Source organism: Embleya sp. NPDC056575 (genome assembly GCF_042793325.1).
GTDB lineage: Bacteria > Actinomycetota > Actinomycetes > Streptomycetales > Streptomycetaceae > Embleya.
In genome coordinates, this window is record NZ_JBHTVA010000017.1 from 77,470 (window position 1) to 102,034 (window position 24,565).

The window sequence follows — 24,565 nt, forward strand, 5'->3', positions numbered from 1 at the left end:
GCCCCGGACCGACGCCGCCCTCGACGGGATCAGCCGCGAAACCCCCGTACCGCCGCCCGGAGCCGCTGAAGCCATTCGCCTCCTCGGTGACCACCGAGGCGTGGACGGCGGTGCCATACCCCCCGGCACCGACCCCCGGCAGGAACGAAGAAGACCCCTGGCCAGCGTTTCCGCTGATCAGGGGCCTTCTTGGTGGTGTGGCGGGTGTTGGGTTCGAACCAACGTAGGCGTACACCGGCAGATTTACAGTCTGCTCCCTTTGGCCACTCGGGCAACCCGCCTTGTGCGTCTTTCGGCGCGACGGGGACAACAATAGCGGACCACCCCGGGTGCTTCGCCACTCGGTATCGGTTCGGGTGGGGGCGGGTGCGGTCGGGGTCTGGGTTGTGGGGGACGCTCTAGGCTGGAGGGGTTGCCTTCCCTCCCTGTCAGATCCCACAGAAAGCGATTCCGAGCCTTGGCTGACTCCTCTTTCGACATCGTGTCCAAGGTCGACCGTCAGGAGGTCGACAACGCGCTGAACCAGACCTCGAAGGAGATCGCGCAGCGGTTCGACTTCAAGAACGTCGGCGCGCACATCGGCTGGACCGGCGAGCAGATCGAGATGCGCGCCAACTCCGAGGAGCGTGTGAACGCGATCCTCGACGTGTTCCAGGGCAAGCTGATCAAGCGCAGCATCTCGCTCAAGTCGCTCGACGCCGGTGAGCCGAAGGCGTCCGGCAAGGAGTACAAGATCTTCGCGTCGATCCAGGAGGGCATCTCCCAGGAGAACGCGAAGAAGGTCTCCAAGATCATCCGCGACGAGGGCCCCAAGGGCGTCAAGGCGCAGATCCAGGGCGACGAGCTGCGTGTGTCCTCGAAGAACCGGGACGACCTCCAGGAGGTCATCGCGCTGCTCAAGGGCAAGGACTTGGAGTTCGCGCTCCAGTTCGTGAACTACCGCTAGTCGCGGTCGTCGCCGCGCGACGACGTGGGCTCGACGGCCCGGCGTCGACCGGGACGAAGGGCACGACGAAGGTCCGGGGAGGGGTCGCCTGGCGGCGGCCCCGCCCGCGGTTCTCGCCGTGCCCTTCGTGCGTGTCGGCGGCGGTGCGCCCGCGCCGTCAGCGGGGTGCCGCCGCCTTGGGCTCGGTCGTGGTCGGGGTGGTCAGGACCTCGGTCAGGTGGGTGGGGACCCTGTCTTCTTCGAGGCGGCCCGTGAAGCCCGCGTGGAGGACTCTGAGGGCCTCCTCGTATGCGAAGGGGGCCAGGTCCGAGCCCGTGGCCAGGTGTTCCTGGGCGATCGCGAACATCGTCAGCGCGTGGCGGCGGAACCTCGCGACGCGGCCCGTCGGCGGCACCGGCCAGCGGGCGATCACCGTGCGGTACGTGTCCTCGTACTGGCTCAGCCACGCGACCCGGGCCGCCATACCGCCCGCCAGGCTCGCGTCGGCCCGTTCCCGGTGGTAGACCACCCCCGGCTCGGACAACCGGGTGAACGACCAGCCCCGGTCGTGCACCAGGCGCAGCCACAACGACCAGTCGACCAGGATCGGCAACTCCGGATCGAAGCGGAACCACGACGCGGGCGCGGTGTGCGCGGGGTTGCGGGCGACCACGGCCGTGGTCGGGACGAAGTTGGCCACCGAGAGCATGTCCGGGTCGTACGGGAAGTCGTAGCGGTACGGGCTGCCCGCCGGGATCTCGCCCGGCACCGCCCGCGCCCCGCTGAGCACGCAGTCCGCGTACACCGCGTCCGTCCCGGAGTGCTCCAGCGCGGCCAGGGCCCGGTCGAGGTGGCCCGGCAGGTACAGGTCGTCGTCGTCGAGGAAGGCGACGAAGCGGCCGGTGGCGATCTCCAGACCCGCGTTGCGCGCCGCGGCCGGCCCCCGCGAGCGCGGGAACGACAACAGCCGCACGGTCATCCCACGCACCCCGAGCGGCAGCACGCCCGCCACGTCCGCGCCGCCGTCGTTGATCACCACCACCTCGATGCCGCGGATGCCCTGGAGGGCCACGCTGCGCAGGGCGTCGGCCAGTTGGGCCGTGCGATCCCGGGTGGGAACGATGACACTGACCGTAGCCGCCACGGCAACCTCCGCGCTTCCCGGATGGGATCAACAGGGCTTACCGGTGGATATCGCCACACCGGTGTCTCGACCCATATCGACACACCGGATGCGCGACTACAGCGATCGGGTGCCCGTCTCCCTCGTACGAGACCTCCCGATTGGCCTGTCCGGGCTCAGACGCCGACGTGCATCGGGTCGCTCGTCGAGACGATCTCGCGGCCCAGCGGGGTGAGCGAGACCGGGATCAGCTTGAAGTTGGCCAGACCCAGCGGAATGCCGATGATCGTGATGCACAGGAGCACGCCGGTGACCAGGTGCCCCAGCGCCAGCCACCAGCCGAACAGCACGATCCACAGGATGTTGCCGAGCATCGACCCGGCCCCGGCGTCCCGACGCCACTCCACCCGCCGCCCGAACGGCCACAGCGCGTACGCCGCGATCCGCCAGGCCGCGATGCCGAGCGGGATGGTCACCACGAGGAAGAAGAGCAGGAAGCAGACGAGGCCGGCGACCGCGTAGCCGATCGCGAGCCAGAAGCCGGCGAAGACGAGCCAAATGACGTTCAGGACAGTTTTCACGAGGGTTGTTCTACCCCGGCCCGGGCCGACATGCCGTCACCCATAGGACTGACCTCGGCGAATCACGCGGCCGCGCACCACGCGCGAACCCCTCACCGCCCCGCCATCTGCTCCAGCCGCGCGATCCGGTCCGCCATCGGCGGGTGGGTCGAGAACAGCTTGCTCATCCCGCCCGCGCCCCGCCGGAACGGGTTGGCGATCATCAGCGAGCTGGTGGTCTGCAACTTCGGCTCCGGCGGCAGCGGCAGCGCCTGGGTGCCCGCGTCCAGCTTGCGCAGCGCGCTCGCCAGCGCCAGCGGGTCGCCGGTGAGCCGGGCCCCGGAGGCGTCCGCCTGGTATTCACGCGATCGACTGACGGCCAACTGGATGACACTGGCCGCCAGCGGCCCCAGGATCATGATGGCCAGCATGCCGAACAGGCCGGGACCCTCGTCGTCGTCGCTGCGGCCGAACGGGATCAGCCAGGCGAAGTTGACCAGGAACATGATCACGCTGGCCAGCGCACCGGCCACGGACGAGATCAGGATGTCCCGGTTGTACACGTGCGACAGCTCGTGCCCGATCACCCCGCGCAGCTCCCGCGCGTCCAGGATGCGCAGGATGCCGGTCGTGCAACACACCGCCGCGTTGCGCGGGTTGCGGCCGGTGGCGAACGCGTTCGGCGCCTCGGTGGGCGAGATGTACAGGCGCGGCATCGGCTGGCGCGCGTCGTTGGAGAGTTCGCGCACGATCCGGTACAGCTCGGGGTTCTCCGCCTCGCTGACCGGACGCGCCCGCATCGAGCGCAGCGCGATCTTGTCGCTGTTGAAGTAGGCGTAGCCGTTCGTCGCGAGCGCCACGAACAGGGCGATGATCAACCCGGTGCGGCCGAAGAAGCTGCCGACGACCAGGATGAGCGCCGACATCCCACCGAGCAGTACGGCGGTCTTCAGTCCGTTGTGCTGGCCGTGCACGGCAGAGTCCTCTCGAAGCGTCAGCGTCCAGGGGTGACAATGCGGGCCCGTGCGGGGTATCCGCCGGCTTGTCGCCCTCTGCCCGTTGTCTCTTCTTTCGCAACGGGACAACGCCACGCAGAGTTCCCTTCCGAGGCCGGTGTAACCCCCCCGCCTCGGGACGGAATCGCAGGTCAGCCGAGCAGTCCCGGCATGGTGAGCACCCGCAGGACCAGCTGCGGCGCGACCGAGAGCAGCACCCCGAGCACCCCCGTGAGCGCGAGCGCGGCGACCAGCGGAAGCGGCATCGGGGCCGTCCCGGTACGCACCCCGGCCGCCCCCTCGGAACCCGCGACCGGCGGCATCCCCGGCGCCTCGACCGCGAACAGCTGCGCCGTCCAGGCCAGGTAGTAGTACAGGCCGATCACCACGTTGACCGCCATCACCACCGCCAGCCATCCGGTGCCGGCCCCGATCACCGCCTGGAACACCGTCACCTTCGCGAACAGCCCGGCCAGACCCGGCGGGATACCGGCCAGGCACAGCAGGAAGAACGCCATCGCGAGCGCCGCGACCGGATGCGCGCGGAACAGGCCGCGATGGTCGGCGACCAGCCCGCCCCGCTCGCGCGCGACCAGCGTCACCACGGCGAACGCGCCCAGGTTCATCACCGCGTACACCGCCAGGTACGCCACCGCCGCGGGCAGCGTGTCGGCCAGGTCCTCGCCGTGCCCCGCGGCCGTGCCGAACGGCACCAGTACATAGCCCGACTGGGCGATCGAGGACCACGCGAGCAGCCGTACCGCGTCGGTCTGCCGCAGCGCGGCCACGTTGCCCGCGGTCATCGTCACCGCGGCGAGCACCGCGAGCGCGGGCCCCCACAGGTGCGCGTACGGGCGAAACGCGATGCCGGCGACGAGCAGCAGTCCGGCGAAGCCCGCGGTCTTCGAGACCACCGACAGGTACGCGGCGACCGGGACCGGCGCACCGCGATAGGTGTCGGGCGCCCAGGCGTGGAACGGCACCGCCGCGACCTTGAAGGCGAACCCGATCATGGTCAGCACCGCGCCGGTCGCGGCCACGTGGGTCAGCTTCGGATCGAGCCGGTCCAGCTCGCCCGCGATCCGGGCCAGATGCACACCGCCGGTGCTCCCGTACACCAGGCTCACCCCGAACAGCAGCACCGCGGTGGCGCCGGCCGAGAGCAGGAAGAACTTCAGCGCCGCCTCGCCGCCCCGACCGTCCCGGCGCAACCCGACCAGCGCGAACGCGGGCAGCGACAACGTCTCCAGCGCGACCACCAGGGTGAGCAGGTCGCGGGCGCCGGCCAGTGCCACCGCCCCGGTCACCGAGGACAGCAGCAGAAAGTGGTACTCCCCGCCCGGCACCTCCGACGAGTCGCCCGCCCCCTCGGCACCGTCCGCCCGCACCATCGGCATCGACAACAGCACCACCACGACCGCCGAGCCGAGCAGGACCAGCTGTAGCACCAGCGTCAGATCGGTGACCACGTACGAGCAGCCCGACGGCGAGCAGAACGTGCCGCGCGCGTCGTCCCCGTCCGCCCGCAGCGGCAACAACAGCACCAGGCCCGCGCCGAGCCCGGCCAGCGTCAGCCAGGGCAGCACCGCCTTGCGCGCACCCTCCAGGAACAGGTCCGCGAGCAGCACCACCAGCGCGGCGACCGCGACCGCGAGGACCGGCGAGATCGCGAGCCAGTCGATCGACTGGACGTCGAACGGCATGTCAGCTGCCTCCCATGAGGGCACGCACGGCCGGGTCGGTGATCGCGAGCAGGGTGGCCGGCCACAGCCCGGCGACCAGGGTCAGCGCGACGAGCGGGGTCCACACCACGAGTTCCGGACCGGTCACGTCCACCCCGGCGGCCGGTTCGCCGCCCGCCGGGCCCATGCAGAGCCGCCGGACCAGGCCGAGCAGATAGGCCGCGGTCAGTACGGTGCCCAGGCCGGCGATCACCAGGAAGGTCCGGTAGCCGCCGACGGACAACCCCGCACCCGGCTCGTACGCGCCGTACATCGCCAACAGCTCGCCCCAAAAGCCCGCCAGCCCCGGCAGCCCGAGCCCGGCCACCGCGCCGAACGCGACCAGCGCGCCCAGTCGGGGCGTACGCCCGTACATCCCGCCGCCCAGCCGGCCGAGCAGCGCCGTGCCGTGCCGGTCCTTGACCGCGCCCGCCAGAAAAAACAGCAGGCCGGTGACCAGCCCGTGGCCGATGTTGACGAACAGCGCGCCGTTGACGCCCTGCGCGGTGAGCGTGGCGATGCCGAGCAGCGCGAAGCCCATGTGGCCCACCGACGAGTAGGCGATGATGCGCTTCAGGTCCCCGTCCGGGTCGCGCAGCAGCGCCAGGCACACCAGCGACCCGTACACGATGCCGACCACGCCGAACGCGGCCAGATACGGCGCGAACGTCTCGGCGCCCTCCGGCAGCACCGGCACCGCGATCCGGATCAGGCCGTACGTGCCCATCTTGAGCAGGACGCCCGCCAGCAGCACCGAGCCCGCCGTCGGCGCGGCGGTGTGCGCGTCGGGCAGCCAGGTGTGCAGCGGCCACATCGGCACCTTGACCGCCAGGCCCAGGCCGATCGCCAGGAACGCGAGCACCTGCACGCCGTGCGACATGCCCTCGCCGTGCCGGTCGGCGAGTTCGACCATGTCGAAGGTGCCGGTCTTCGCCTGGACCAGCAGGAAGCCGAGCAACATCACGGCCGAGCCGAGCAGCGTGTACAGGATGAATTTGTACGACGCGGGGCCGCGCTCGCCCGGACTCCCCCACCGGTTGATCAGGAAGTACATCGGCACCAGTACGACCTCGAAGAACAGGAAGAACAGGATCAGGTCGAGGGCCGCGAAGGTACCGAGCGTGCCGGTCTCGAGCAGCAGGAACAGCGCGACGAAGGCCCGCGAGGAGCCGCCCGGCGGAATGTTCCACAGGCTGTGGACGGCGACGAGCAGGGTCAACAGCGCGGTGAGCACGAGCAGCGGCAGCGAGATGCCGTCGATGCCGAGGTGGAACCGCAGCCCGAGCGAGGGCGCCCAGGACACGTCCGTCTCGAACCGCATCCCCCGCCCGCGCCGGAACGCGCAGGCCAGTGCGACGGCGCCGGCCAGGGTGGCCGCGGTGGCGCCGACGCCGATCAGCCGGGCCGCCCGATCACCGACCCCGGGCAGCAGGAGCAGGGCGGCACCGAGCAGCGGCGCGGCCACGACGAGGATCAGCACGACGCTCACCGCGGGGTCTCCTGGGCGTGAAGGGGCGTCGGGGGAAACGACCGGGGGCGGATCACGAGCCCACCGCCACCGCGAGGGCGAGCACGACCACACCGGCGAACAGGCCGGTCAGATACAGCCGGGTGTTGCCGTTCTGGCCGCGGCGGATCCCGCCGCCGAGCAGCCACGCGCTCTGCGCCGCGCCCTTGACGTAGGTGTCGATCACGGCCCCGTCGGTGAACCGGGCGGCCTTGGCGCCCGCTCGGACGGGGGTGAGCACCAGCGCCGCGTACAGCCCGTCCACGTCGAACCCGCGCAGCGCCGGGCCGCGCACCGGACCGAGCACCCGGGCCGGGTCGGCGGCCGGATCGCGCCGCCACGCCGCGGCGACCGTACCCGCGCCCAGGAGCAGCGCGAGCAGCGCCAATCCCGTGGTCAGCGGATGCGGCGTCAGCTCGTCGTAGCCGAGTTCACCGCCCAGTGAGGGCAGCCCCGGGAAGGCCAGGAAGCCGAACAGCACGGTGGGCACGGCGAGGACCACCAGCGGCCACACCATCGCGCTCGGGGCCTCGCCGTGCCGGCCCCGCCCGGGTTCGCCGTAGTCCGCCGCGTCCGCGTGCGCCGGCACCTCCGCACCGGGCGCCGCCTCGCGCGTCGGCCCGAAGAACACCCGCAGCCAGACCCGGGTCGCGTAGGCCGCCGTCAACACGGCCGTCAACAGCCCCGCCACCAGCACCAGCCAACCGGTGACGGCGGGCACCGAGTCGTGCCCGGCGGCGGTGTGCTCGGCCGCGCCGAGCACCGCCTCCTTGCTGAAGAAGCCGGAGAACGGCGGCACGCCGGCGAGTGCGGCCAGACCCGCCGTCATGGTCCAGAACGTGATCGGCGCGCGCCGGCGCAGGCCGCCCATGCCGGCCAGCGCACCGGTCCCGGCCACATGGATCAGCACACCGGCGCCGAGGAAGAGCAGCGCCTTGAACGCGCCGTGCGAGAGCAGGTGGAACACCGCCGCGTCGCGCCCGCCGACCGCCAGGCCGCCGGTCATGTAGGCGAGTTGGCCGACCGTGGACCACGCGAGCACCCGCTTCAGGTCCTCCTGGGCGAGCGCGGCGAGCGCCGAGCCGACCATCGTCACCGCGGCCATGACGGCGAGCACGATCAGCGTCGGGTGCGCGGCCAGGAACGCCGGGTAGAGCCGGGCCACCAGGTAGGCGCCCGCGGCGACCATGGTGGCGGCGTGGATCAGCGCGGACACCGGGGTGGGGCCGGCCATCGCGTCGGGCAGCCAGGTCTGCAGCGGCACCTGGGCCGACTTGCCCGCGACGCCGCCCAGCATCAGCAGGGTGCCCGCGGTGACCCAGCCGGCGCCGCCCTCGGGCACCGCCGCGAGCACGTCGCGGATCCGGAACGAGTCGGCGCCCGCGGCCAGGACCAGGATGCCGATCAGGAACGGCACGTCGCCCAGCTTGGTGACCACGAACGCCTTGATCGAGGCCGAGCGGGCCGCCTCGGTCTCCCAGTGGTGGCCGATCAGGAAGTAGGAGCAGACGCCCATCACCTCCCAGCCGACGAGCAGCACGATCAGGTCGCCGGTGTAGACCACGAGCAACATCGCCGCGGTGAACAGCGAGACCAGCGCGGCGTAGGAGGAGTAGCGCGGGTCCTCGCGCAGATAGGCCGCCGAGTAGACCTGTACGAGCAGCGCGACCACCGTGACGAGCACCGCGGACAGCGCGGCGAGGCCGTCCACGCGCAGCCCGAGGGTGATGTCGAGGGCGCCGGTGGGGGTCAACCGCACCGCCGACTCGCGCACGTCGTCGCCGATGCCGGCGGCTACCACGATCGTGAGCACGGTCGCGGCCAGGCCGGCGGGTACGGCGATCAGGACCGGGCGCACCCGGCGCCCGAGCAGCAGCCCGAACAGGGCCGCGAGCGCGGGCAGCGCGGTGGCCGTCGCGGCGGCGACCGTCATACCGATCCCTCCTTGTGCTCGGCCAGCTCGCGCAGGTCGGGGATGTCGGCGGTGGCCCGGTTGCGGAACACCATCAGCACGATCGCCAGGCCCAGGCCGATCTCGGCGGCGGCGATGGTGATCACGAACAGGGTCAGCGCCTGTCCGGCGTGCAGCGTGTCGCGCAGGTACATGTCGAACGCGACCAGGTTGACGTTGACCGCGTTGAGCATCAGCTCGATCGACATCAGCACGAGGATCGCGTTGCGGCGCGCGAGCACCCCGTACAGCCCGATGCCGAACAGCAGGACGGCCAGGACGAGCGGATAGACCAGATGCATCGGGTCAGTCCTTCCGATCCGAGCGCGCGCGGGCCCGGGAGCGGGAGAGCACGACGGCGCCGATCAACGCGGCCAGGAGCAGCACGGACAACACCTCGAACGGCAGTACCCACACCTTGAACAGGCTCTCCCCGGTGACCTTCGTGGTGCCCACGGTGTCGTCGCCCAGGTGGAGGTAGGCGGTCCGGAACGCGTCCACGATCACGGCGACCAGGGTCGCGGCGGCGCCGAGCGCGACCGCGGCGGCCGGGATCCGGGCGGTGCGGTCCACCGGTTCCGAGTAGCCGATCGGCGCCTTGGTGAGCATCAGCCCGAACAGCAGCAGCACCACGACCGCGCCGACGTAGATCAGCACCTGAACCCAGGCGATGAACTCGGCGGTGAGCAGCAGGTACTCGGCGGCCAGACCGCCGAGGGTGACCACCAGCCACAGCGCGGCGTGCACGACCTGACGGGTGGTCACCACGAGCAGCGCGGAGCCGAGCACCACCAGGCCGATCAGCACGAACGCGATCTCCGCGCCGGTGGGCGAGAGGAACCCGTGCTCGGTGGCGGCGAGATTCACGGTGTCTCCTCCGCGTCCGACGCGGCGGCGCGGGCCGCCGCGGCCTTCTCCGCCTTCTCCACGGCCTTGCGGGCCTGGGTCAGCTCCTTGGGGTCCTCGGCGCGCTCGTCGAGGGCGGGCGGCGGCGGGACCGTCCACATCCACTCGCGCAGCCGGTCCTTCTCGTGCGTGAGTTCGTGGATGTCGCCCGTCGCGTACTCGAACTCGGGCGACCAGAACAGCGCGTCGAACGGGCACACCTCGACGCAGATCCCGCAGTACATGCACAGCGCGAAGTCGATCGCGAAGCGGTCGAGCACGTTGCGGGTGCGGTCGCGCGCGCCGGGTTCGCGGGCGGGCACGACCTCCTTGTGCGAGTCGATGTAGATGCACCAGTCCGGGCATTCGCGCGCGCACAACATGCAGACCGTGCAGTTCTCCTCGAACAGCGCGATCACCCCGCGCGAGCGGGGCGGCAGTTCGGGGAGCACCTCCGGATAGGACTGGGTCGTGCTGCGCCGGGTGAGCGTCTTGAGGGTCACCGCGAGGCCCTTGGCCAGGCCCTTCATCAGGTCGCCACCTTTACCACCCCGGTCAGGACGAGTTGGCCGAGCGCGAGCGGGACGAGCGTCGTCCAGGCCAGTTTCTGCAGCTGGTCCTCGCGCAGTCGCGGGTAGCTGACCCGCAGCCAGATCACCACGAACGCGAGCACGCCGATCTTGAGCAGGGTCCACAACCAGCCGACCGAGTCCGACCACGGCCCGTGCCAGCCGCCGAGGAAGAGCACGGTGGTCAGCGCGCAGACGACCAGGATCCCGGCGTACTCGGAGAGCAGGAAGAACGCGAAGCGCAGGCCGGTGTACTCGGTGTAGGCGCCGAAGATGATCTCCGAGTCGGCGACCGGCATGTCGAACGGCGGGCGCTGGATCTCGGCGAGGCCGGCGGTGAAGAACACCACGCCGCCGATCGCCTGCCAGGGCAACCACCACCACTCGAAGCCCTCGACGATCCCGGGCAGCGACACGGTGCCGGCGGCCATCGCGACCGAGGCGGCGGCGAGCAGCATGGGCAGCTCGTACGCCATCAGCTGGGCCGCCGCGCGGATGCCGCCGAGCAGCGAGTACTTGTTGGCCGAGGCCCAGCCACCCATCAGCGAGCCGAGCACGCCGACGCCCATCACCGCGAGCACGAACACGATGCCGGCGTCGATGGTGCGGCCGACGAACCCGTTCGGGCCGATCGGGATGGCGATCAGCACCACGAAGTAGGGGATCAGCGCGACGGCCGGCGCGAGTTTGAAGACCCGGCGGTCGGCGCCGGCCGGGACGATGTCCTCCTTCTGGGCGAACTTGACGCCGTCGGCGACCAGTTGTGCCCAGCCGTGGAAGGCGCCGGCGTAGATCGGGCCGACCCGGGCCTGCATGTGCGCCATCACCTTGTGCTCGGTCTGACCGATCACCAGGGGCAGCACGAGGAAGGCCCCGAGCACGAGAACGAGCCGGAGGCACACGTCGAGGAGACTCACGGGGTGTCCCCTTCGGCGGGCTCGGTCGACTCGGTCGGCTTGGTGGGCTTGGTCGGCTTGGTGGGCTTGGTCGGCTTGGTGGGCTTGGTCGGCTCGGCGGGCTTGGTCGGCTCGGCGGGCTTGGTCGGCTCGGCGGGCTTGGTCGGCTCGGTCGGCTCGGCGGCGGGCGGCCGCGTGGCCGGCGGCGTCTGGCTCGCCGACCCCTGGGACGCGCTGCGGGTGCGCCGCGCCGGGGGCGCGCCCTCCGCCGCCTGGCTCGCCGACCCCGCCGAGGCACTGCGGGTCCGGCGCGGCGGCGCGCCCGCGCCCTCCGTCGTCCCCGTCCCGGCCTGGCTCGCCGACCCCGCCGACGCGCTGCGGGCGCGGCGTGGGCGCTCCTCGGCGGCGGCCGCGGCCTCGGCCGCCGCCTCCTCCTTGTGCGGACCCCACGTAGCCGGGTCCGGCACACCCGGCGGCAGCGTGCGCCGCCGGCCCGGCGAGCGCCCGGGCCCGCCGCCGTGGTCGGACTCGCCCGGCTCCTTGGCCCCCGGCCAGGGCTTGGCCACCCGAGCGGCCAGGACGAACTCCTTGCGCAGCGGATGCCCCTCGAACCCGTCCGGCAACAACAGCGGATCCAGGCCGGGGTGCCCGGTGAAGTCGATCCCGAACATCTCGTGCGTCTCCCGCTCGTGCCACCGGGCCCCCGCGTACACCCCGGTCGCGCTCGCCAGCACCGCGCCCTCGCGCGGCACCCGGGTACGCAGCAGCAGCCGGGGCCCGCGCGGGATCGCGCACACGTGCGCCACCACACCGAACCCGTCCGCGAGTTCGTCCACCCCGGTGAGCCAGTCGAAGAACGTGCAACCGAGCCGATCGCGCGCCGCGGTCAGCGCGTCGACCCAGTGCTCGGGCGCGACGTCGAGCGTGACGAGCCCGTAGGCGTCCGACACGGCGAGCACCAACTCCTCGCCCACCCCGGCGCGGATCTCCTCGGGGGTCATCCGGCACCCCCGGCCGGCGGCGTGGGCGGCGTGGGCGGCGCGACCGGCGGCCGACTCAGCGCGGCGGCGGGCAGCTTACGCCCGTACCGCGCGGCCGGGTTCTCCACCGCGATCCGCTCCTGGAGCTTGAGGATGCCCTGGAGCAGCGCCTCCGGCCGCGGCGGGCAGCCCGGCACGTACACGTCGACCGGCACGATCTGGTCCACGCCCTTGGTGACGCAGTACGAATCCCAATACGGCCCGCCGCAGTTGGCGCACGACCCGAACGAGATGACGTACTTGGGCTCGGGCATCTGCTCGTACAGCCGCTTGATCGCGGGCGCCATCTTGTCGCTGACCGTGCCCGACACGACCATCAGGTCGGCCTGGCGCGGTCCGGGCGCGAACGGGATCACGCCGAGGCGGATGAAGTCGTGCCTGGCCATCGACGACGCGATGAACTCGATCGCGCAGCAGGCCAGGCCGAAGTTGAACACCCAGAGCGAGTAGCGCCGCCCCCAGTTGAGCACCAACCGCACCGGGTCGGGCGCCAGCCGGGAGAGCACCCCGAGCCGGGGTGTCGGCAGATCGACCGGCGGTCGATCCGCGGGAGCGGGTGTCACGTCCATGCGAGCACGCCCTTCCGCCACGCGTACAGCAGTCCGGTGGCCAGGAAGCCGACGAACACGAACATCTCCACCAGGGTCGTGGCGCCGAAGCCGGGCGCGTCGAAGACCGTCGCCCAGGGGAACAGGTAGATCGCGTCGACCGCGAAGATGACGTAGAGATAGGCGTAGAGGTAGTAGCGGATGTGCACCTGCGCCCAGCCCACCCCCACGGGGTCGACACCGCACTCGTACGTGGTCAGCTTCTCGTGTGTGGGTACGCTCGGTCGCAGCAGTCGCCCGCCGACGAACGCCACCGCGACGAAGGCGGACGCGACCAGCAGCACCAGACCCACGAGCGCGTACGTTCCGTAGTAGCCCTCCACCCGGCGCCTGCCTCCCGATCGACATTGCCTCGACGTTGCGTGGACGTTGCGTATCTTTGTGGCACGGGAGTCTAGGGGGGTTGCGCCGGACCTGTCCCCGGTGTCCGGTCCGGTGGACCCCGCCGGACCGGTGACATCCGCCCCGGCCCCAGGTGGTAGGGACAACCCCACCCCCAAGACACCGACCCGCGCCATGGGACCCGTCCGGGCCTCCAGGCAGAGTTGACCCAACGGATCGGCTTCTCTCCCAGCGAGGCAACTCCATGTCCATGCCCTCACCCGTGACTGCCTACGACGGGTCCACAGGTGATGCCCCGGCTCGAACCCGGCCGGGCATCCTGCGCGCGCCGTTCACCGTGCGCACGTGGACCGACACCATCCACCTGGTGCTGAATCTGCCCGTCGGCATCGTCGGCTTCACCTACGCGGTGGTGTTCATCGCGCTCGGCATCGGGCTGACCCCGCTGTTCCTGCTCGGGTTGCCGCTGCTCGCGCTGACCCTGCTCGGCGCTCGCGCGTTCGGGCGGATGGAGCGGGCCCGGGCGAGCGCGCTGCTCGACGAGCACGTCCGCGCCCCGGCGCCGGTGCGGCGCCCGCCGGGGTGGACGGGCTGGATCAAGGGAGGATTGACCGACCGAACGGGGTGGCGGGCCTGTCTCTACCTGTTCCTGCAACTGCCCTGGGGCGTCTTCACCTTCGTGGCCACCACCGTGTTGTGGGCGACCTCGCTGAGCGCGATCACCTATCCGCTCACCCAGCCGCTGTACCGCCGGGCCGACATGCCGGGCGCGATGATCTCCGGCGACGGGCCGAACGAGCCGGGCGTGGACCACTACCTCGCCGGACCGGGCCCGGTGTCGCTGACCGTGGTGGCCGGGGTGGTGCTGTTCTTCGCCACCCCGTGGCTGGTGCGCGGGATGGCCAACGTGGACCGGGTGATGGTGCGCGGGCTGCTCGGCCCGGCGTTCCTGTCCGAGCAGGTGCGCGACCTGACCGTCTCGCGCGGCGCGGCGGTCGACACCGCCGCCTCGGACCTGCGGCGGATCGAGCGCGACCTGCACGACGGCGCCCAGGCACGGCTCGTGGCGCTGGCGATGGACCTGGGCATGGCGAAGGAGAACCTGAACGCGAGTCAGGACACCGAGACCGCGCGGATGGTGTCCTCCGCGCACGACGAGGTCAAGCTCGCCCTCCAGGAACTGCGCGACCTCGCCCGGGGCATCCACCCTGCGGTGCTCACCGACCGCGGTCTGGACGCGGCGCTGTCCTCGATCGCGGCCCGCTGCACCGTTCCGGTCCGGGTCGAGGTGGATCTGCCGGAGCGCCCGCCCGCGCCGATCGAGTCGGTCGCCTACTTCTGCGCGTCGGAGTTGCTGACCAACGTCTCCAAGCACGCCCGCGCCACGCACGCGTGGGTGACGGTGGGCCACGAGGACGGCCGGATGTACCTGATCGTCGCCGACGACGGCGCGGGTGGCGCCGCCACCGGCAAGGGTTCCGGTCTGGCCGGCCTCACCGAGCGGGTACGCGGTGTGGACGGCACGCTGCACGTGGACAGCCCCGAGGGCGGGCCGACCCGGGTCACCGTGTGGTTGCCGCTGTGAGGTTTTGTCGGAGGTGACCCCCGCCCTCCCGATCGGGACCGCCGGGCGCGGTTTCCGCCGGGGTACGCCGCATCCGTTCGAATCCGGAAGACTGTAGGCCGCACCCGCCGTCCGGGTGCGGCCTACCGGATTTGGGGGATGTGAACGCAGTGCGCGTCGTCATCGCTGAGGATTCCGTACTACTTCGGGATGGTTTGTCCCGATTGTTGACCGCTCGTGGCCACGAGATCGTGGGAGCGGTCGGCGACGCCGAACAACTGGTCGCGGTCGCGACCGAGCTGCGTCCGGATGTCTGCGTGGTGGATGTGCGCATGCCGCCGACGCACACCGACGAGGGCATCCGCGCGGCGGTCGAGATGCGCGCGACGCTGCCCGAGGTCGGGGTGCTTGTCCTGTCACAGTACGTCGAGGAGCAGTACGCGACGGAACTGCTCGCGGGCAACACCAGCGGCGTCGGCTATCTGCTCAAGGACCGGGTCGCCGACGTCGGCGAGTTCGTCGCCGCGGTGGAGCGGGTGGCCGGCGGCGGTACCGCCCTCGACCCCGAGGTGGTCTCGCAACTGCTCGGCCGCTCGCGCAAACGGGATGTGGTGGAAAAGCTCACACCGCGCGAGCGCGAAGTACTCGGTCTGATGGCCGAGGGGCGTACCAACGCGGCCGTGGCGCAGGCTTTGGTGGTGTCGGACGGAGCGGTGGAGAAGCACGTCAGCAACATCTTCGGCAAGCTCGGCCTGGCGCCCAGTGACACCGATCACAGACGCGTGCTCGCGGTACTCGCCTATCTCGGATCCTGACATCGTAGGGATCGAATTACTGGACCCATGCAATCATCCGGTCGATCGCAGGCGCCGTCCCAGCCGGGGACGAGCCTTTGTTCTGCTCGGAAACCCCAGCGTTTTGCTCGGAAAACCGCAGCGCTTCACCTGGATCCAGCTGTGGTTTGCTCGGATTCAGCCGGATTTGTACCGTTTGCGGGCCATGTCCGGGGCGTGACGCCGCTCACGTCGCGCGCCAGGGCGGATCCCCGCCCGTTCGCGGGGGGCACCACGGTGTCCCTCCGTGCCGCCGTACGATGAAAACTGCGACATCCGCGCGGTGCGCGGACCAACCGCCGCAGCGCCGAGGAGGTCCTTCCCCGTGACCAAGCAGGTCAAGCAGCTCGACCGGGTAGTGATCCGGTTCGCCGGCGATTCCGGTGACGGAATGCAGCTGACGGGCGACCGTTTCACGTCCGAGACGGCGACGTTCGGAAACGATCTGTCGACCCTTCCCAACTTCCCCGCCGAGATCCGGGCGCCCGCGGGCACCCTGCCGGGCGTGTCGAGCTTCCAACTCCACTTCGCCGACCACGACATCCTGACCCCGGGCGACGCGCCGACCGTCCTGGTCGCGATGAACCCGGCCGCGCTCAAGGCCAACATCCGCGACCTGCCGCGCGGGGCCGAGATCATCGTCAACACCGACGAGTTCTCCAAGCGCGCGATGGCCAAGGTCGGCTACCCGACCAGTCCGCTGGAGGACGGGTCGCTCGACGCCTACAACGTGCACGCGATCCCGCTGACCACGCTGACGGTCGGCGCGCTCGCCGAGTTCGAGATCTCCAAGAAGGACGCCGAGCGGGCGAAGAACATGTTCGCGCTCGGGCTGCTGTCCTGGCTGTACCACCGCCCGACCGAGGCGACCATCGACTTCCTGCGGCGCAAGTTCGCCAAGCTGCCGGTGATCGCCGAGGCGAACGTGGCGGCGTTCAAGGCGGGTTGGAACTTCGGCGAGACCACGGACGACTTCGCGGTCTCCTACGAGGTGGCACCGGCGAAGCTGCCCTCGGGCACGTATCGCAACATCACCGGCAACCTCGCGCTGTCCTACGGCCTGGTGGCCGCCGGACAACTGGCCGAGCTGCCGGTCTACCTGGGTTCGTACCCGATCACCCCGGCCTCGGACATCCTGCACGAGCTGGCCAAGCACAAGAACTTCGGCGTGCGCACCTTCCAGGCCGAGGACGAGATCGCGGGCATCGGCGCCGCGCTCGGCGCGTCGTTCGGCGGCGCGCTCGGGGTGACCACCACCTCCGGTCCCGGCGTCGCGCTCAAGTCCGAGACGATCGGCCTCGCGGTCTCGCTGGAGCTGCCGCTGCTGATCGTCGACGTACAGCGCGGCGGGCCCTCCACCGGGCTGCCCACCAAGACCGAGCAGTCCGACCTGCTCCAGGCCATGTTCGGCCGCAACGGCGAGGCGCCGGTGCCGATCGTGGCCCCGCAGACCCCGTCCGACTGCTTCGCCGCCGCCGTCGAGGCGGCCCGGATCGCGCTGAAGTACCGCACCCCGGTCTTCCTGCTCTCCGACGGCTACCTGGCCAACGGCTCCGAGCCGTGGCGCCTGCCCGAGACGTCGGAACTGCCGGACCTGCGGGTCGCGTTCGCCACCGAGCCGAACCAGGAGAACGCGGACGGAACCAAGGAGTTCTGGCCGTACAAGCGCGACCCCGAGACGCTGGCCCGCCCGTGGGCGGTGCCCGGCACCCCGGGTCTGGAACACCGCATCGGCGGCATCGAGAAGGCCGACGGCATCGGGTCGATCTCCTACGACCCGGCCAACCACGACCTGATGGTGCGCACCCGCCAGGCCAAGGTGGACGGCATCGCGAAGGACATCGACCCGCTGTGGGTCGACGACGCGACCGGCGACGCCGAGGTCCTGGTGATCGGCTGGGGCTCAACCTACGGCCCGATCGCCGCGGCGGTGCGCCGGGTGCGGGCCGCGGGCGGCAAGGTCGCGCAGGCCCACCTGCGCCACCTCAACCCGTTCCCGGCCAACACGGCCGAGGTGCTGCGGTCGTACGACAAGGTGATCGTCCCGGAAATGAACCTGGGTCAGCTCGCCCTGCTCCTGCGCGGCAGGTTCCTCGTGGACGCCATGTCGTACAACCAGGTTCGCGGGCTGCCGTTCAAGTCCGAGGAACTGGCCCACGTGATCCGGGAAGTGATCGAGAGTGTCTGAGTCCGCGAACGGCGCCGGCGGTTTCCCCTCGCTGGCGCTGATCCCGAAGGCCGATGCCAAGCAGTCCATGAAGGACTTCAAGTCGGACCAGGAGGTGCGCTGGTGCCCGGGCTGCGGCGACTACGCCATCCTGGCCGCCGTGCAGGGCTTCCTGCCCGAACTCGGGCTCCGCAAGGAGAACGTGGTGTGGATCTCGGGCATCGGCTGCTCCAGCCGTTTCCCGTACTACCTCAACACCTACGGCATGCACTCGATCCACGGGCGCGCGCCGGCCATCGCGACGGGTCTGGCCACCTCGCGCGAGGACCTGTCGGTGTGGGTGGTCACCGGTGACGGCGACGCGCTGTCCATCGGTGGCAACCACCTGATCCACGCGCTGCGCCGCAACGTCAACCTGAAGATCCTGCTGTTCAACAACCGGATCTACGGTCTGACCAAGGGTCAGTACTCGCCCACCTCGGAGACCGGCAAGATCACCAAGTCCACCCCCATGGGCTCGCTCGACCACCCGTTCAATCCGCTGTCGGTGGCCATCGGCGCCGAGGCGTCGTTCGTGGCCCGGTCGATCGACTCCGACCGCAAACACCTGACCTCGGTGCTGCGCGCGGCGGCGGCCCACGAGGGCACGGCCCTCGTGGAGATCTACCAGAACTGCAACATCTTCAACGACGGCGCGTTCGAGCAGCTCAAGGACCCCGCGCAGCGCGACGACGTGACCATCCGGCTCGAACACGGGCAGCCGATCCGGTTCGGCGCGCAGGGCCAGTACGGCGTCATCCGCGGCGCGCACGGTGCGCTGGACGTGGCCGAGGTGGCCAAGGTCGGCGAGGACGCGGTTCTCGTGCACGACGCGCACGCGGACAATCCGGAGCTGGCCTTCGCGCTGACCCGGCTCGGCGATCTGACGAGCAACACGCACACCCCGATCGGGGTGTTCCGCGACATCGCGCGTCCGGTCTACGACCGGCTGATGTCGGCCCAGATGGCCGAGGCGGCGACGAAGCAGGGCCCGGGCGACCTGGCCTCGCTGATCCGCGGCAACGACACCTGGACGATCGCCTAGCGAACGACGCGAGACCCGAGCGGGCCCGGCACGAGCGTGTGCCGGGCCCGCTCGGGTTCGGGTCGAGCCCCCTGTTCGGGCGAGCACCCGCATGCACGGCCCGGGGCCGGGGCAACCGTGCGGGTATGCAGTCGCCCCCGGGACCGGGCGGCCGGGCCGGGGTGCCGGCGGTCGGCGGCCCGCCCGCCCCGCTCAGCGTGGACGTCCACATCCCCGAGACGATCGGGTATCGGCTCAAGAAACGACTGCTCGGCCCGCCCCTGGTGAGTTCGCGGCTGCGCGCCGAGAGATTGTCCAACCCGACCGCGCTGGGCGTGCTGGCCTCGGACTGCATCTCCTCGTCCGCGTACGGCACCGAGCAGATGTTGCGCGCCCTGGTGCCCTATGTCGGCGTCGCCGCCTTCACCCTGCTGCTGCCGGTCACCTACGCGATCCTCGCGGTGCTGCTCCTGCTCACCCTGTCCTACTGGGACGTGGTGAGCCTGTACACGAAGGCCGGCGGGTCCTACATCGTGGCCCGGGACAACTTCGGGCCGCGTGTCGCACAGGTCGCCTCGGTCGCGCTGCTGATCGACTACGTGGTCACCGTCGCGGTGCAGACCGCGGCCGGCACCGACGCGATCGCCTCGCTGCTGCACCTGATGTGGGGCACCGACATCAGCCGGTGGAAGCCGGAGGTGTGCGTCGCGGTGGTCGGCGTGCTGTTCTACGGCAACCTGCGCGGAGTCCGGGAGGCCGGGCGGGCGTTCGCGCTGCCCGCGTACCTGTTCATCGGCGCGCTGGCGATCGTCTTCGCGGTGGCGCTGATCCGCTGGACGACGCAAGGGTCGCTGCCCCAGGCCGACGTACACGCCGCGGGCGCGGTCCCGCTGGGCACCTCGGGCAACGGGCTGCTCTACGGCGCCTCGCTGTTCGTGGTGCTCCGGGCGTTCGCCAACGGCGGGTCCTCGCTGACCGGCCTGGAGGCGCTGTCCAACAGCGTCTCCACCTTCCGCGAACCGCAGGGCCGCAACGCGCGCAAGACGCTGGTGGCGATGTCGCTGGTGCTGGCCACGCTCGTGCTCGGCGTCTCGCTGCTCGCGCACGCCACGCACGCGATCCCCTACGTGGACGGCGATCCCACGGTGATCGCGCAGGAGGCGCACCTGGTGCTCGGCGGCGGGGTGCTCGGCCGGGCCGGGCTGGTCTTCGTACAGCTCGCCACCGCGCTGATCCTGTACACCGGTGCGAACACGCCGTTCAACGGCTTCCCGTTCCTGGCCGACTTCGTCGCCGAGGACGCCTTCCTGCCGAAGATGTTGCGCAAGCGCGGACACCGGTTGGCCTTCTCCAACGGCATCATCCTGCTCGCGGTGCCGGCCGTGGCCCTGCTCCTGGCCACCCGGGCGAGCGTGGACTCGCTGGTCGCGCTGTACGCGATCGGCGTGTTCACGGGGTTCATGATGGCGGGCGCGGGGCTGACCAAACACCACTGGACGCATCGCACCGGCCAGTGGCGGGTCGGATGTGTGGTGAACGCGCTCGCGGCCGTGGTGTCCGGCACGGTCGTACTGATCTTCGCGATCACCAAGTTCACCGAGGGCGCGTGGCTGGTGGTCGTGCTCTTCCCGCTCGGCGTGTGGGCGTTGATCGGGGTCAACCGGCGCTATCGCGAGGAGGCGGCGGCCCTGGAGGCGGCGCCGGCCACCGCCGACTTCGGACTCCGCGACCGGTCGGTGGTGGTGGTACTGGTCGATTCGCTCGACGTCGCGGTGCTCCAGGCGCTGCGCTACGCCCGCTCGTTGCGCGCCGACGACCTGCACGCGGCGCACTTCGTGCTGGACAACCGGCATGCCCGCAAGCTGAGCACCCGCTGGGACGCCAGTCGCGCGGCCGACATCCCACTGGAGTTGATCGAGTGCCCGGACCGGCGGCTGGCCCGCGCGGTCGTCGAACTGGCCGCGCGGGAGGTGGCGGACGGCGCTTCGGGAATCATGCTGCTGCTGCCCCGTCGCACGTATCCGCCGCTGATCGGTCGGCTGCTGCACGGGCGGACCACCGAGTCGATCGCGTCCGCGCTGACCCGGGTACCGCACGCGGTCGCCACCATCGTGCCGTTCGACGTCGGCGCGGCGATGGCCCATCGGCCGGAGCCGGATCGCGAAGCCGCCGCGAAGTGTGTTCCCCGGTTGCTGCCGATCGTGGACGCGGAGCCGGAGCCGGCCGGCGGACCGGTCGCGACGGTCTCGGTGGCCGCGCTGAAGTGGCGACAACACGCGGACGTGGTCGGCCGGATCCGGGCGGTGTCGCCCTCGCCGGAGACCGCGCGACCGGCCCTGGAGGTCCAGCTGTACGACGACACGGGCGGCATCCGGCTGCTCTTCCACGGCCGGCGCCGACTCGCGGGCGTGGAACCGGGCCGCCGACTGCGCGTGCGCGGGGTGGTCGGCGAGGCGGAGGGCCATCTGGCGATGTCCGATCCGACGTACGAACTGCTGCCGGAGGACGAGGAGGAGTAGCCGGGGGACACGGGCCGCTCCGGGCGTCGCGGCCGACCGGGTCAGCCGACCCGGCGCAGCAGGCCCAGCCGGCTCGCGGTGCGCACGATGTCGGTCGGCAGGTCGTCGCCGGCGAGCAGTTCCGACAGCGGGCGGTCGCTGCCCAGGAAGAGCCGGACGTCGGCGTCGCAGCACACGTCGATCAGGTTCACGAAACGTTGCCGGGCCTCGGCACTCGCGGTCTTCAGCGGCGGCAGGTCGCGGATCACCCACGTGGGGTACGTCTCGGCCAGCACGAGGTAGTCGAGCGGCGAGGTCCGCCCCTCGCACAGCGCCCCGAACCCGGCCCACAACTCGTCCGGCCGCGCCGCCTCGACCAGCAGCGCGCGGTTGTTCACGGTCAGCGTCGCCGCCTCCGCCGGCGTGGGCGGCACCAGGCCCTGTGCGCGCAGTTGCCCGGGATCGCCCGGCCACAACACCGCGCCCCGCGCGAACGCGCCGGCGCCGGACTCGGCCCGGGGCAGCGCCCGATAGTCCTGCGGGCCGGCGACGGTGACCACGCTCATCCGGGTCTCGATCTCCCGGATCGTCGGCTCGAACAGGTGGTGGTAGAGCGGGTTGGGCAGCAGTCCGGACGGCGGGTAGTTGGAGGTGCAGACCAGGACCACCCCCCGCGTGTGCAGTTCCCGCAGCAACCGGGTGACCAGCATCGCGTCGCCCGGGTCGTGCACGTGGAACTCGTCGAAGCAGACCAGGTCGACATCGCCCACGAGTTCGGACACCGCCGCGTCCACCGCGCTGTGCTCGTGGCCGTGGTTGTCCCGGTGCCGCCGGACCGCCTCGTGCAACTGCCGGAAGAAGGCGTGGAAGTGCACCCGGGTCCGCCGGTCGGCGGGGCCGGCGACGGCGGCGAAGAAGGTGTCGAGCAGCCAGGTCTTGCCCCGCCCGACCGGCCCCCACAGGTACAACCCCGGCGGCGTCCGGCGATGGAACAGCCCGTGCGCCCGGCCCCGGCCCAGCGCGAGGCCGAGTTCGGCCAGGCGGTCGGCGGCCTGCCGCTGCGCCGGATCGAGGATGTATCCGCGCGCCCGGGCGGCCTCGTCGAAACGGCTCCGGATCGTCTCGACCGTTGTTCGCATGATCGAGATCCTAGGGCCGGCACCGGATGTCGCCTCAGTCCACCGGCGAATCGTCGGACCGGACCGGAACGGCGTGGTACTCGACTTCGACATAGAACTGCCCGTTGGGCCTCTTCAGCCGCCGCACGGTGCGGTGTCCGGCGGCGCCCAACTCACGCAGCGCCTTCTGCACCCGATACGGCCCCTCGGGCATCACGTCGGCCACGTCCTTGCCGGTGAACTTGATCCCCTCCGGCACGGCCAACATGCACGCGAGCACCCGACGGGCAAGCGGGCTGAGTCCATCGTCGGTGCGCTCGGGATCGTCGGTCACGGCGTCACCCCCCCGGGTGCTCAGTCGATCAGATCGGCGGTGTCGATGGTCAACGAGAACGGCGCCGGCAGCACCAACTCCTTACCGAAGGCGACCTCGTTGCGCCCGGTGTACGCATCGCGCTCGGGGTCGGAAAACAGGATCATCTTGCCGTTCTGCCGATCGACGAGCAGGTAGAACGGGATGCCCGCGAGCGCGTAGGCCCGATACTTCTTCGTGCGATCTCGACTCGGATCGGAGGAGGTCACCTCCACCACGAGCAGCACATCGTCCGGTGGCATCCACGACGGCGCGTGCCGCAACCCACCGTGCCGCACGTAGGTCGCGTCGGGAACGACGAAGTCGCCGCTCGGCAGGGCCAAGCCCTTGTTGCCCGACGCGTTCAACCGGATGGCGGACCGCAACATCTGCACGCGGAGCTGATCCACGATCGTCTCGTGGTCTCCGTCCGGTGGTGGCGCCACGTTGATATTCCCGTCGATGAACTCCACACGATCGTTCTTCAGCCGCTCGGACAGCGCGAAGAACTCGGCCAGAAGCGGTGTCGGTTCCTCATCGGTTTCCACATGATGGGGATACACCGATCCAACGGTCATCACACCCAGCCCTCCTCTCCCCGAGGCAACTCCTTCAGCCTAGTTTCGGGGTCGGGGGCACAGTAGACCTTCTCGGGCCATTCACCCGTTCGGGCAGATGTGCTCTCGTCTAGGGTCGCGGTATGCGTGTACAGCTGCGTCAGATCGTCGTGGACGCCCGGGAGCCGCGGGTTTTGGTCCGGTTCTGGGCCGGGTTGCTCGGTGGGGAACCGGTCGATCGGGAGCGGGGCTGGTCGCATGTCGAGCCGGCCGGCTCGGCGCGGATGGCGTTCCAGCCGGTGCCGGAGGACAGGGCCGGGAAGAACCGGCTGCATCTGGACCTGGCGGTGGCCGACATCGACGCGGCCGTGGCGCTCGCGGTCTCGCTCGGGGCCACACCCGTGGGCGAGACGGTCACCGACGAGCAGGGGTCGTTCCGGGTCATGCGCGATCCCGAGGGCAACGAGTTCTGCTTCGTCGACTGAGGTGGGGCGGCGCACGTGACAGGCGACGGATCGGCTCGGACCGGGAGGCGGCGGGACACGGTCGCCGCTCCGGGTGAGCCGATCCGTCGCGGATCGGGATCGGATCCGCTCAGGCGGCGGTCACCACGGCCTCGCGGGCCAGTACCCGCTCGTCCGGCTTCGGGCCGCCCCTGCGCGCGAAGATCACCAGGCGCATGAAGGCGAATCGGCCGATGCCCGCCAGGCCGGAGGCGGACAGGTACACCGCCTGCTCGACCGGCACCCCGGCGTGCGGCCGGATCGTGTGCAGCACCAGCATCGCGGCGGTGGTGAACAGGTAGCAGACGAGCACGGTCAGCGCCGCCTTGACGTGGTCGCTCTTTCCCGGCTTGTCCTGCCCGAAGGTGAAGCGGCTGTGCAACTCGGTGGCGATCAGGGTGGAGCCCACCGTCACCAGCGCGTTGGCGGCGGCGAACGGCATGTGGCCGCAGAGCAGGACCAGCGTCGCGCTGCTCGCGAGGCCGACCCCGCCGCCGAAGACGACGAAGCGGACGAAGGAGGCGATCACTCCGGGGGTCCGGGTGGGGGCGGCGGTGCTGCTCGTGGTGTCCATGTCGAAGAGCATCCGCCGCACCGCCGGCAGCCCTCGCACAATCCGCTGACCGCCTCTGTCGGCGGCTGTCAGCCGGTGCCGGCGGCCGGCTTCGGGGCTCGAATGCCGGTCTACCACGGGGGTGTTTCGGCCGGCGCCGAAGCGTGGCGCGGCTAGTGTGCCGGGTCTCGGGTCGTTCGCCGGCGGGCCCGGTCCGGTTCGTGGGCCGAGGGTC

General features: G+C 71.1%; 23 protein-coding genes, 1 tRNA gene and 1 pseudogene. 7 read left to right on the forward strand and 18 right to left on the reverse strand.

Annotated elements, in window-relative coordinates; genetic code table 11:
• Nucleotides 1-198: 198 nt before the first annotated feature.
• A tRNA-Tyr gene (locus ACFRCG_RS15865) sits at nucleotides 199-281 on the reverse strand.
• 176 nt (nucleotides 282-457) lie between these two features.
• Here ACFRCG_RS15865 and ACFRCG_RS15870 point away from each other — a divergent pair.
• Nucleotides 458-946, forward strand: a complete 489-nt coding sequence (locus ACFRCG_RS15870; protein WP_078975776.1) for a YajQ family cyclic di-GMP-binding protein — start codon at nucleotides 458-460, stop codon at nucleotides 944-946.
• A gap of 157 nt (nucleotides 947-1,103) precedes the next feature.
• On the opposite strand, the gene ACFRCG_RS15875 is transcribed toward ACFRCG_RS15870, so the two are convergent.
• From ACFRCG_RS15875 to ACFRCG_RS15935, 13 genes are all read right to left on the reverse strand, one after another.
• Nucleotides 1,104-2,069, reverse strand: coding sequence for a glycosyltransferase family 2 protein (locus ACFRCG_RS15875; protein WP_380031844.1), 966 nt, complete (start codon nucleotides 2,067-2,069; stop codon nucleotides 1,104-1,106).
• 155 nt (nucleotides 2,070-2,224) lie between these two features.
• Nucleotides 2,225-2,629 carry a YccF domain-containing protein gene (locus ACFRCG_RS15880; RefSeq protein WP_380005515.1) on the reverse strand — a complete coding sequence of 135 codons (405 nt, stop codon included), beginning with the start codon at nucleotides 2,627-2,629 and terminating at the stop codon, nucleotides 2,225-2,227.
• 92 nt (nucleotides 2,630-2,721) lie between these two features.
• Nucleotides 2,722-3,582, reverse strand: coding sequence for a zinc metalloprotease HtpX (gene htpX, locus ACFRCG_RS15885; RefSeq protein WP_380031846.1), 861 nt, complete (start codon nucleotides 3,580-3,582; stop codon nucleotides 2,722-2,724).
• 173 nt (nucleotides 3,583-3,755) lie between these two features.
• Nucleotides 3,756-5,306, reverse strand: coding sequence for an NADH-quinone oxidoreductase subunit N (locus ACFRCG_RS15890; RefSeq protein WP_380031848.1), 1,551 nt, complete (start codon nucleotides 5,304-5,306; stop codon nucleotides 3,756-3,758).
• 1 nt (nucleotide 5,307) lies between these two features.
• Entirely contained in the window at nucleotides 5,308-6,813 is a 1,506-nt protein-coding gene (locus ACFRCG_RS15895) for a NuoM family protein (protein WP_380031849.1), read from the reverse strand.
• 52 nt (nucleotides 6,814-6,865) lie between these two features.
• Nucleotides 6,866-8,764 carry an NADH-quinone oxidoreductase subunit L gene (locus ACFRCG_RS15900; protein ID WP_380031851.1) on the reverse strand — a complete coding sequence of 633 codons (1,899 nt, stop codon included), beginning with the start codon at nucleotides 8,762-8,764 and terminating at the stop codon, nucleotides 6,866-6,868.
• Nucleotides 8,761-9,084: an NADH-quinone oxidoreductase subunit NuoK gene (gene nuoK / locus ACFRCG_RS15905; RefSeq protein ID WP_078975783.1), complete on the reverse strand. Its 324-nt coding sequence runs from the start codon at nucleotides 9,082-9,084 to the stop codon at nucleotides 8,761-8,763. Before nuoK ends, ACFRCG_RS15900 begins: the two co-directional genes overlap by 4 nt.
• A 4-nt stretch (nucleotides 9,085-9,088) precedes the next feature.
• Entirely contained in the window at nucleotides 9,089-9,649 is a 561-nt protein-coding gene (locus ACFRCG_RS15910; protein WP_380031853.1) for an NADH-quinone oxidoreductase subunit J, read from the reverse strand.
• Nucleotides 9,646-10,197: a NuoI/complex I 23 kDa subunit family protein gene (locus ACFRCG_RS15915; protein WP_380031855.1), complete on the reverse strand. Its 552-nt coding sequence runs from the start codon at nucleotides 10,195-10,197 to the stop codon at nucleotides 9,646-9,648. Before ACFRCG_RS15915 ends, ACFRCG_RS15910 begins: the two co-directional genes overlap by 4 nt.
• A complete protein-coding gene (locus tag ACFRCG_RS15920; RefSeq protein WP_380005527.1) occupies nucleotides 10,197-11,153 on the reverse strand; it encodes an NADH-quinone oxidoreductase subunit H in 957 nt (318 codons plus the stop codon). The genes ACFRCG_RS15915 and ACFRCG_RS15920 overlap by 1 nt, the downstream gene beginning before the upstream one ends.
• Nucleotides 11,150-12,133 carry an NADH-quinone oxidoreductase subunit C gene (locus tag ACFRCG_RS15925; RefSeq protein ID WP_380031857.1) on the reverse strand — a complete coding sequence of 328 codons (984 nt, stop codon included), beginning with the start codon at nucleotides 12,131-12,133 and terminating at the stop codon, nucleotides 11,150-11,152. The genes ACFRCG_RS15920 and ACFRCG_RS15925 overlap by 4 nt, the downstream gene beginning before the upstream one ends.
• A complete protein-coding gene (locus ACFRCG_RS15930; RefSeq protein ID WP_380031859.1) occupies nucleotides 12,130-12,741 on the reverse strand; it encodes an NADH-quinone oxidoreductase subunit B in 612 nt (203 codons plus the stop codon). Before ACFRCG_RS15930 ends, ACFRCG_RS15925 begins: the two co-directional genes overlap by 4 nt.
• Entirely contained in the window at nucleotides 12,732-13,103 is a 372-nt protein-coding gene (locus tag ACFRCG_RS15935) for an NADH-quinone oxidoreductase subunit A (RefSeq protein ID WP_078975789.1), read from the reverse strand. The genes ACFRCG_RS15930 and ACFRCG_RS15935 overlap by 10 nt, the downstream gene beginning before the upstream one ends.
• 269 nt (nucleotides 13,104-13,372) lie before the next feature.
• Between ACFRCG_RS15935 and ACFRCG_RS15940 the strand changes: the two genes are divergently transcribed.
• The 5 genes and pseudogenes from ACFRCG_RS15940 to ACFRCG_RS15960 all read left to right on the forward strand — a co-directional run.
• The gene (locus ACFRCG_RS15940) at nucleotides 13,373-14,707 is read left to right on the forward strand and encodes a sensor histidine kinase (protein ID WP_380031992.1); all 1,335 of its coding nucleotides are present in this window, start codon (nucleotides 13,373-13,375) and stop codon (nucleotides 14,705-14,707) included.
• Nucleotides 14,708-14,856: 149 nt separating this feature from the next.
• Nucleotides 14,857-15,501 (forward strand): response regulator, encoded by a 645-nt coding sequence (locus tag ACFRCG_RS15945; RefSeq protein WP_380031861.1) that lies wholly within the window; start codon nucleotides 14,857-14,859, stop codon nucleotides 15,499-15,501.
• Between the two features lie 343 nt (nucleotides 15,502-15,844).
• On the forward strand, nucleotides 15,845-17,707 hold the full coding sequence (locus tag ACFRCG_RS15950; RefSeq protein WP_380031863.1) for a 2-oxoacid:acceptor oxidoreductase subunit alpha: 1,863 nt from the start codon (nucleotides 15,845-15,847) through the stop codon (nucleotides 17,705-17,707).
• Between the two features lie 67 nt (nucleotides 17,708-17,774).
• Nucleotides 17,775-18,770: a 2-oxoacid:ferredoxin oxidoreductase subunit beta gene (locus ACFRCG_RS15955; RefSeq protein ID WP_380005598.1), complete on the forward strand. Its 996-nt coding sequence runs from the start codon at nucleotides 17,775-17,777 to the stop codon at nucleotides 18,768-18,770.
• Between the two features lie 125 nt (nucleotides 18,771-18,895).
• Nucleotides 18,896-20,908 (forward strand): annotated as a pseudogene (locus ACFRCG_RS15960) (APC family permease); the annotation flags it as partial.
• Nucleotides 20,909-21,309: 401 nt separating this feature from the next.
• Here the strand turns inward: ACFRCG_RS15960 and zapE are convergent.
• From zapE to ACFRCG_RS15975, 3 genes are read right to left on the reverse strand one after another with little or no spacing between them, the layout of a single operon-like run.
• Nucleotides 21,310-22,386, reverse strand: a complete 1,077-nt coding sequence (gene zapE / locus ACFRCG_RS15965; protein ID WP_380031865.1) for a cell division protein ZapE — start codon at nucleotides 22,384-22,386, stop codon at nucleotides 21,310-21,312.
• Nucleotides 22,387-22,420: 34 nt separating this feature from the next.
• Nucleotides 22,421-22,699 (reverse strand): hypothetical protein, encoded by a 279-nt coding sequence (locus ACFRCG_RS15970; protein WP_380031867.1) that lies wholly within the window; start codon nucleotides 22,697-22,699, stop codon nucleotides 22,421-22,423.
• Between the two features lie 20 nt (nucleotides 22,700-22,719).
• Nucleotides 22,720-23,265 (reverse strand): Uma2 family endonuclease, encoded by a 546-nt coding sequence (locus tag ACFRCG_RS15975; protein ID WP_380031869.1) that lies wholly within the window; start codon nucleotides 23,263-23,265, stop codon nucleotides 22,720-22,722.
• Nucleotides 23,266-23,417: 152 nt separating this feature from the next.
• Between ACFRCG_RS15975 and ACFRCG_RS15980 the strand changes: the two genes are divergently transcribed.
• The gene (locus tag ACFRCG_RS15980; RefSeq protein ID WP_380031871.1) at nucleotides 23,418-23,759 is read left to right on the forward strand and encodes a VOC family protein; all 342 of its coding nucleotides are present in this window, start codon (nucleotides 23,418-23,420) and stop codon (nucleotides 23,757-23,759) included.
• Between the two features lie 109 nt (nucleotides 23,760-23,868).
• Here ACFRCG_RS15980 and ACFRCG_RS15985 read toward each other — a convergent pair whose 3' ends face one another.
• Nucleotides 23,869-24,351 carry a GtrA family protein gene (locus tag ACFRCG_RS15985; protein ID WP_380031873.1) on the reverse strand — a complete coding sequence of 161 codons (483 nt, stop codon included), beginning with the start codon at nucleotides 24,349-24,351 and terminating at the stop codon, nucleotides 23,869-23,871.
• Between the last annotated feature and the right edge of the window lie 214 nt (nucleotides 24,352-24,565).